Origin of the sequence: Streptomyces sp. NPDC001832, from assembly GCF_040297265.1 — a bacterium.
In the GTDB taxonomy this organism is placed as follows: domain Bacteria; phylum Actinomycetota; class Actinomycetes; order Streptomycetales; family Streptomycetaceae; genus Streptomyces.
In genome coordinates, this window is the sequence record NZ_JBEOYU010000032.1 from 64,072 (window position 1) to 72,242 (window position 8,171).

Genomic DNA, 8,171 nt, shown 5'->3' on the forward strand with positions numbered 1-8,171 from the left:
AACGGACGGAGGCCGGGGCTTCCCCGTGGGAACCCCCGGCCTCCGGCGTACGGCGGACCGCTACGCGGCGGCCAGCTTCGCCAGTGCCGCGTCGATGCGGGCCAGGGTCTTCTCGCGGCCCAGGATCTCCAGGGACTCGAAGAGCGGCAGGCCGATCGTGCGGCCGGTGACCGCGACGCGGACCGGGGCCTGGGCCTTGCCGAGCTTGAGGCCGTGCTCCTCGCCGGCGGTGAGGATGGCGTTCTTCAGGGCGTCGGCGTTCCATTCGGCGTCGGCCAGCTTGGCGCGGGCCGTGGTGAGGAGAGCGTCGGAGCCCTCCTTCATCGCCTTGGACCAGGACGCCTCGTCCGTCGCCGGCTCGTCGAGGAAGAGGAAGTCGACGTTGGCGGTGATGTCCGAGAGGACCGTGACGCGGGTCTGGGCGTGCGGGGCGATCGCCGCGAACTGCTCCGCGTCGAAGGACTCCGGGGCCCACGGGGCGAACGGGGCCTTCAGCCAGGGGCCGCACGCCTCGGTGAACGTCTTCACATCCAGCTTGCGGATGTGCTCGGCGTTGATGTGCTCGCACTTCTTCAGGTCGAAGCGCGCCGGGTTGGCGTTGACGTCCTTGATGTCGAACGCTGCCACCATCTCCTCGATGGAGAAGATGTCGCGGTCCTCGGCGATGGACCAGCCCAGCAGGGAGAGGTAGTTGAGCAGCCCCTCGGGCAGGAAACCGCGCTCGCGGTAGAGGTTGAGCGAGGCCTGCGGGTCGCGCTTGGAGAGCTTCTTGTTGCCCTCGCCCATGACGTACGGAAGGTGGCCGAAGGCGGGGGTGTCCTTGGCGATGCCCAGCTCGATGAGCGCCTTGTAGAGGGCGAGCTGGCGCGGGGTGGAGGAGAGCAGGTCCTCGCCGCGCAGGACGTGGGTGATCTCCATCAGCGCGTCGTCGACCGGGTTGACCAGCGTGTAGAGGGGGTTGCCGTTGGCGCGGACGATGCCGTAGTCCGGCACGTTCTCCGGCTGGAAGGTCAGCTCGCCGCGGACCAGGTCGGTGAAGGTGAGTGCCTCGTCGGGCATCCGGAAGCGGACGATGGAGGTGCGGCCCTCGGCCTCGTATGCGGCGATCTGCTCGGTCGTGAGGTCGCGGCAGTGGCCGTCGTAGCCGGACGGCTTGCCGGCGGCGCGGGCGGCGTCGCGGCGGACGTCGAGCTCCTCGGTGGTGCAGTAGCAGTGGTACGCGTACCCGCCTGCGAGAAGCTTCTCGGCGACATCCTTGTAGATGTCCATGCGCTGCGACTGGCGGTACGGGGCATGCGGCCCGCCGACCTCGGGGCCCTCGTCCCAGTCGAAGCCGAGCCAGCGCATCGAGTCCAGGAGCTGGTTGTAGGAGTCCTCGGAGTCGCGGGCCGCGTCGGTGTCCTCGATGCGGAAGACCAGGGTGCCGCCGTGGTGCCGGGCGAAGGCCCAGTTGAACAGGGCGGTGCGGACCAGGCCCACATGGGGGTTGCCGGTCGGGGAGGGACAGAAACGTACACGAGGGGGTGTCCCCTGCTCGAGCGGAGCCGAGAGCTTGGGGAATGGTGCGTTAACCACGCTTGATCACCTTGTTGGTGAGAGTGCCGATGCCTTCGATGGTGACGGCGACCTCGTCGCCGACATGGAGGGGTCCGACCCCTGCGGGGGTGCCGGTGAGGATCACATCGCCCGGGAGCAGCGTCATGGCTTCCGTGATGTGGACGACCAGATCCTCGATCGAGCGGATCATCTCGCTCGTACGGCCCAGTTGGCGTTGCTCGCCATTGACCGTGGCCTGAATGGTCAGGTCGCTGGGGTCGACGTCGGTCTCCACCCAGGGGCCGAGCGGGCATGACGTGTCGAAGCCCTTGGCCCGGGCCCACTGCTTCTCGCGCTTCTGGGCATCGCGGGCGGTGACGTCATTGGCGCAGGTGTAGCCGAAGATGACGTCCTTCACACGCTCACGCGGCACTTCGCGGCACATGCGGCCGATGACCACGGCCAGTTCGGCCTCGTAGTGGAGTTCATTGGAGAAGGAGGGGTACTCGATGGCGTCGCCCGAGCCGATCACCGAGGTGGTGGGCTTGAAGAAGGCGATGGGGGCGTCCGGTACCTCGTTGCCGAGTTCCGCGGCGTGCTCCGCGTAGTTGCGGCCGATGGCCACGACCTTGTTGGGGAGCACGGGCGGAAGGAGGCGGACCTTGCTCAGCGGGACCTTGGTGCCGGAGAGCTCGAACTCGGCGTACGGAATGCCCTTGATGATGTCGAGGACGAGACCATCGGGCCCCTCGCCCTCGACGGCGCCGAAGGCGACATTGCCGTCGATGGAGAACCTGGCGATGCGCACGGGATGCTGTCGCCCCTCACTTGCTGGCTGGCTGAAGACTGACGCTCCAGGCTAACGCGGGTGAGGGGGACAACGCGCGTATCAGACCGAGGCTGCGGCGGCTGCCGGGACCGTGGCCGGGGCTTCCATGAGAATGGTGCGGCGGGGGTTGGCCGTCTGGGTGGGCAGTTCGACGGCGTGCTCCGGCAGTTCCCGCGTCTGCAGCTCGTCGGCGTCCTTGAGGTGCGCCAGCGTGGTGCGCCGGGGGTTGGCAATGTTGCGGAACATCATCGTCGTCTTCATCTGCCGTTCGGACCCTGTCGGTACGGGCGCCGCCCGGAGGGGCGCCGGTTGTCGGATTTGCCATACCTGTAAACGGTCAGGCTAAACATCGAATTCCCTTCGGAAGCCCGAATGAGACGGCGATCTTCATGTGAGTTTCCTCACGACTGCGGCGACAATTGCCTTATTTCGGGCGGCCAGCCAGTCCGACAGAAACGGACATTGCAGTACTGAATGATCCATTCCGCTCCTGATCATGTCGACTGGGACACCTTCCGCCTCTCGTCGATTCACCCTTAATGGTCCGTTTTGCCCGTGAACAAGCTCCACGACTTGTTACGGATCCATCACAACGCGTCACTCGGGGCACAGCCCGGTACGGGGCCCTTGTTGGAGATCCGGCACTGTGCTGGAATTCCACGCACCGCCGCGGGCTTCAGGCCGGCGCGCAGAGTGGCGGCGGGAGGGGGGAGAGCGCCGGTCACTCACGACCACCAGGGGCGGACACGACGCCCCACGACGCCGACACCGTCCCGCCCGTCTTCGCGCGGAGGGACGCCTGGTCCAGAGGTTGCGACGCTAGTGCAGGGACGTTTCAAGAGGGATGGCAGCGCTGCGGCGGAACAGGAGCCGCGCGGCGGGACCGACCGCGGTTCCTCGCCCCAGCACGCCCAGAACCCCGGACCGGCCTCGGCCGGCGACAGCGGCGACCGCGACCGGCGCCCCGGGGCCAAGGCGAGCAGCGGCACCGATCCGATCTCCTCGCCCAAGCCCCGGGGCCCCGTCAGCGCAGGCTCGCGAGTAGCTCTTCGCAACTGGCGGATCAGCACGCGTCTGGTCTCCCTGCTCGCCCTTCCCGTGGTCGCCGCGACCACGCTGGGCGGACTGCGGATCAACGACTCCATGAACGAAATCCAGCAGCTGGATCACATGCAGCTGCTGACCAAGATGACCAAGCAGGCGACCACGCTCGCCCAGGCGCTCCAGGAGGAGCGCGACCGCTCGGCCGGTCCGCTGTCCAACGGGGTGAAGGCCGACGACTTCAAGGTCACCGAGCCCCGCAAGAAGACCGACCGGGCGAAGGCGGCGTTCTTCGAGGCGACGGAGGAGATCGGCGACCCGTCGGGTGACGAGGCCCTCGAGGACATCTACTCGAGCGTCCAGCAGATCGCCAGCCAGCTGAACTCGATCCGTGATATCCGCAAGACGGCGTACGCCGAGGACTCCCCGAGTCTCCAGACCATCGATCAGTACAGCCAGCTGATCACCTCGCTGCTGAGCCTCTCGCAGGACATGGCGCAGGCGACCAGCAACCCGGAGATGATCAAGCGAACCCGGGCGCTGGCTGCCTTCTCCTCCGCCAAGGAATACGCCTCGGTCCAGCGGGCGGTCATCGCGGCGTCGCTGCCCAGCGGCAACGACAAGCAGCCGCACCTCGACAAGAACGACCAGCAGTTCGGCCGCGCCGCGCTGCGCAAGGAAGACGCTGCGCTCCGCTCCTTCGAGGCGGTCTACGCGACGACCGGCAACGACGCCGAAGAGCTGATCGCCCCGCTGAAGGAGGGCAACCCGGAGATCAAGGCTTCCGAGACCTACGCGAAGAAGGTCCTGGACAGCCCCTCCGGCATGGACGGCGTGCCGCGGCGTTCCTACCTGGACTGGTACGACCAGAGCTCCACCAAGATCCAGGCGATGAAGACCGTCGAGGAGACGCTCCTCAGTGACATGGAGGGCAAGGCCCGCGAGCTCCGCGACGAGTCGAAGCGCGAAGCGATCATCAGCGGTGCGCTCATCCTGCTGGTGCTCGGTGTCTCGCTGGTCGGCGCCTTCGTCGTCGCCCGGTCGATGATCCGCTCGCTGCGGCGGCTGCAGGACACAGCTACGCGCGTCGCCCAGGACCGGCTGCCCGAACTCGTCCAGCAGCTCTCCGAGGCCGACCCGCAGGACGTCGACACCTCGGTCGAGTCGGTCGGTGTGCACTCCAGGGACGAGATCGGCCAGGTGGCCGCGGCCTTCGACGACGTGCACCGCGAGGCCGTCCGCCTCGCCGCCGAACAGGCCCTCCTGCGAGGCAACGTCAACGCGATGTTCACCAACCTCTCGCGCCGCAGCCAGGGCCTCATCCAGCGTCAGCTCTCGCTCATCTCCGAACTGGAATCGCGCGAGGCCGACCCGGACCAGCTGTCCTCGCTCTTCAAGCTCGACCACCTCGCGACCCGTATGCGCCGTAACGGGGAGAACCTCCTCGTCCTCGCGGGTGAGGAGCCGGGCCGCCGGTGGACCCGCCCCGTCCCGCTGGTCGACGTGCTCCGTGCCGCCGCCTCCGAGGTGGAGCAGTACGAGCGCATCGAACTGGCCGCGGTGCCCGCCACCGAGGTCGCGGGCCGCGTCGTCAACGACCTCGTGCACCTGCTCGCGGAACTGCTGGAGAACGCCACGTCGTTCTCCTCGCCGCAGACGAAGGTCCGGGTCACCGGTCACGCGCTGCCCGACGGACGGGTGCTGGTCGAGATCCACGACACCGGCATCGGTCTCTCGCCCGAGGACCTCGCGGCGATCAACGAGCGGCTCGCCTCGCCGCCCACCGTGGACGTCTCGGTCTCCCGCCGCATGGGTCTGTTCGTGGTCGGCCGGCTGTCCCTGCGTCACGGCATCCGGATCCAGCTGCGGCCCTCCGACTCCGGTGGTACGACCGCGCTGGTCATGCTTCCCGTCGATGTCGCGCACGGCGGCAAGCAGCCGGCCCCCAAGCCGGGACCGGGGCAGCAGCAGCCCTCCGCCCCCGGTGGTCTGCTCGGCGGTGCGGGCGCGGACAACGGCTCCCGTCCCGGCCCCACAGGCGCTCCGGCGGCCCCGGCCGGCCGGCTCGCCGGGGGCCCGGGTGCCGCGCGCGGTCAGGTCGGTGCGGGCTCCGGCCCGCGTGCCGCACTGCCCTCGCGTGACGTCCGCCCCCGCCAGCCGCAGAACCAACAGGACCAGCCGGGTCAACCGGGTCAACCGGGTCAGCAGAACGCCGGCGCCCGGTCCGCCGGGCTGTCCGACACCGCCCCGCAGGACACCTCGCGCCAGCAACCGCGGCGTCAGGGTGGCGGCCTGGCCGGTGCGTTCGGCAACGGTGCCCGGCTCGGCGCCCGTGGCCAGGGCGACGAAACGGGCCGTACGGACTCGTCTCAGCCCGACCTGTTCAGCCGGAACCGGCAGGATCCGAACCGCCAGGACCGCAGCGATCAGCAGGGCCGACCGAGCGGCCCGGCTCCGTGGCAGGCCCGGCAGAATCCGGTCGGCCAGGGCGGCTTCCAGCAGCCCGGCAGTCCGGTCGACCCCAGTCGTCAGCTGCCCCCGGTCGGCGGTCCACGTGCCGAGCTGCCCGGTGGCAACCCGCAGCCGCAGCGCCCGCAGACCACCAGTTGGGGCGCCGAGGAGCCGTCCGCGCCGCGGCGTACTCCGCTGGACACCCCGCGTGGTCACGAGGAGCCCGACTCCACCGGCCAGTTCCAGCGGCCGATGAGCCCTCCGCTCAACGCGCGGCCGGCCATGGACGACCGCCAGGGCCCCGGATCCACCGCCGAGTTCGCCCGTCCGGACTTCTCGGCTCCGGCACCGCAGGCTCAGTCTCCGCAGGAACTGGACCCGGCGAGCACCGCGCAGTTCGCCCGCCCCGACTTCGGACAGCCACTGCCCACCCGGGCGCAGGACCAGGGCCTGCCGGCGCCGCGTCGGCACGACCGGGACAACGGGGACTTCGGTACCCCGCGTCCGCCCGCCGCGCCCAACAGCGACGCGCAGCACCGCCCGGTCCTGCCTCCTCAGGCGCAGCCCGAGGCGCTGCCTCCGGCCGAGCCCGGGGACGGTCGTACGCCGCTGTACGACACCCTGGAGACGAACTGGTTCCATGGCCCGCAGCAGGGCGGCCAGCGGCCGCCCGCCGAGCCGCAGGTGTCCGCCTTCCCGGAGCAGTCGGCCCAGGAGCGTCCCGCTCCCGCCGCGCCGCGCGGAGGCGACCTGGACACCACCACAAGCTCCTGGCGCCCCTCGCCGAACGACGAACTCGTCCGGCAGGCGGAGCGGGCCAAGAATCCCGCGGCAGGCGGAATCACCACCTCCGGACTGCCTCGCCGAGTACCTCGCGCCAATCTGGTGCCGGGCACCGCGCAGCAGCAGAACCATCAGCCCGGTCCCCAGGTGTCGCGTGCGCCCGACGATGTGCGCGGGCGGTTGACCAATCTCCGCCGGGGCATCCAGCAGGGACGGCAGGCCAACAACGGCCAGTCGACCGGAAGTTTTCCCCTCGGCCCCACTCACCAGCAGGAGCGTTAGTTGAGCCCGATGAGTCAGGCCGCACAGAATCTGAACTGGTTGATCACCAGCTTCGTGGACAACACCCCCGGGGTGTCGCACACGGTGGTGGTCTCCGCCGACGGACTCCTGCTGGCCATGTCCGAAGGATTTCCACGCGACCGCGCGGACCAGCTGGCGGCTGTCGCCTCCGGTCTGACCTCGCTGACCGCGGGCGCCTCCCGGATCTTCGAAGGCGGCGCCGTCAGCCAGACCGTAGTCGAGATGGAACGCGGGTTCCTCTTCCTGATGTCCATCTCGGACGGCTCCTCGTTGGCCGTGCTCGCCCACCCGGAAGCCGACATCGGTCTGGTCGGGTACGAAATGGCCCTCCTGGTCGATCGTGCGGGCACCGTCCTCACCCCGGACCTCCGTGCCGAGCTCCAGGGCAGCCTGCTCCACTAGGCGGCCGTGGATCGATGACAGACCCGATTGCCCCAGGCAACGCCCTCAACCCTCACCCGTCCGGCCGCTCAGCTCCCCCCACCGGCCCCTTCAGACGGCAGGCCGACCACCTGCTGTCACGCCCGGAGGATTCATGACCCCGCCACCCGCCTCATCCGATCCGTACGGCGCACTGCACCACGCGTCGTACGACGGTGAAGGCGACCAGCCGCTGGTCCGTCCGTATGCCATGACCGGCGGCCGGACCCGGCCCCGCTACCAGCTCGCGATCGAGGCTCTGGTCTCCACCACGGCCGACCCCGCGCATCTGGGGACGCTGCTCCCCGAGCACCAGCGGATCTGCCACCTCTGCCGTGAGGTCAAGTCGGTGGCCGAGGTCTCGGCGCTGCTGTCGATGCCACTCGGTGTGGCCCGGATTCTTGTCGCGGACCTGGCGGAAGCCGGCATGGTGGCCATCCACCAGCCAGGCAATGGAGAGGCCGGCGGCACGCCGGATGTGACACTGCTCGAAAGGGTGCTCAGTGGACTTCGCAAGCTCTAGCGGCGGAGCAGCCCGGGCCACCACCTCGGCGAAGATCGTGGTGGCAGGGGGCTTCGGCGTGGGTAAGACCACGTTCGTCGGTGCCGTTTCGGAGATCAACCCGCTGCGCACCGAAGCCGTGATGACGTCCGCGTCCGCGGGCATCGACGACCTGACTCACACCGGAGACAAGACCACCACGACGGTGGCGATGGACTTCGGCCGCATCACCCTGGACCAGGACCTGATCCTGTACCTCTTCGGTACCCCCGGACAGGACCGCTTCTGGTTCATGTGGGACGACCT

Annotated in this window: 7 protein-coding genes; 4 read left to right on the top strand and 3 right to left on the bottom strand. The window is 69.4% G+C overall.

Going from position 1 to position 8,171, the window contains the following annotated elements:
• Positions 1-60: 60 nt before the first annotated feature.
• The 3 genes from gltX to ABT115_RS22775 all read right to left on the bottom strand — a co-directional run bounded on the left by gltX (position 61) and on the right by ABT115_RS22775 (position 2,626).
• A complete protein-coding gene (gltX, locus tag ABT115_RS22765) occupies positions 61-1,575 on the bottom strand; it encodes a glutamate--tRNA ligase (RefSeq protein ID WP_351792791.1) in 1,515 nt (504 codons plus the stop codon).
• On the bottom strand, positions 1,568-2,344 hold the full coding sequence (locus ABT115_RS22770) for a fumarylacetoacetate hydrolase family protein (RefSeq protein WP_351792794.1): 777 nt from the start codon (positions 2,342-2,344) through the stop codon (positions 1,568-1,570). Before ABT115_RS22770 ends, gltX begins: the two co-directional genes overlap by 8 nt.
• A gap of 81 nt (positions 2,345-2,425) precedes the next feature.
• Entirely contained in the window at positions 2,426-2,626 is a 201-nt protein-coding gene (locus ABT115_RS22775) for a hypothetical protein (protein ID WP_351792796.1), read from the bottom strand.
• A gap of 561 nt (positions 2,627-3,187) precedes the next feature.
• Here ABT115_RS22775 and ABT115_RS22780 point away from each other — a divergent pair.
• From ABT115_RS22780 to ABT115_RS22795, 4 genes are all read left to right on the top strand, one after another.
• Entirely contained in the window at positions 3,188-6,922 is a 3,735-nt protein-coding gene (locus ABT115_RS22780; RefSeq protein WP_351792799.1) for a sensor histidine kinase, read from the top strand.
• Entirely contained in the window at positions 6,923-7,345 is a 423-nt protein-coding gene (locus tag ABT115_RS22785; protein ID WP_351792802.1) for a roadblock/LC7 domain-containing protein, read from the top strand.
• A gap of 133 nt (positions 7,346-7,478) precedes the next feature.
• The gene (locus ABT115_RS22790; protein WP_351792805.1) at positions 7,479-7,886 is read left to right on the top strand and encodes a DUF742 domain-containing protein; all 408 of its coding nucleotides are present in this window, start codon (positions 7,479-7,481) and stop codon (positions 7,884-7,886) included.
• Positions 7,867-8,171: GTP-binding protein (locus ABT115_RS22795; protein WP_351792808.1), on the top strand; the 305-nt coding region annotated here is incomplete at its 3' end. The genes ABT115_RS22790 and ABT115_RS22795, both read left to right, overlap by 20 nt.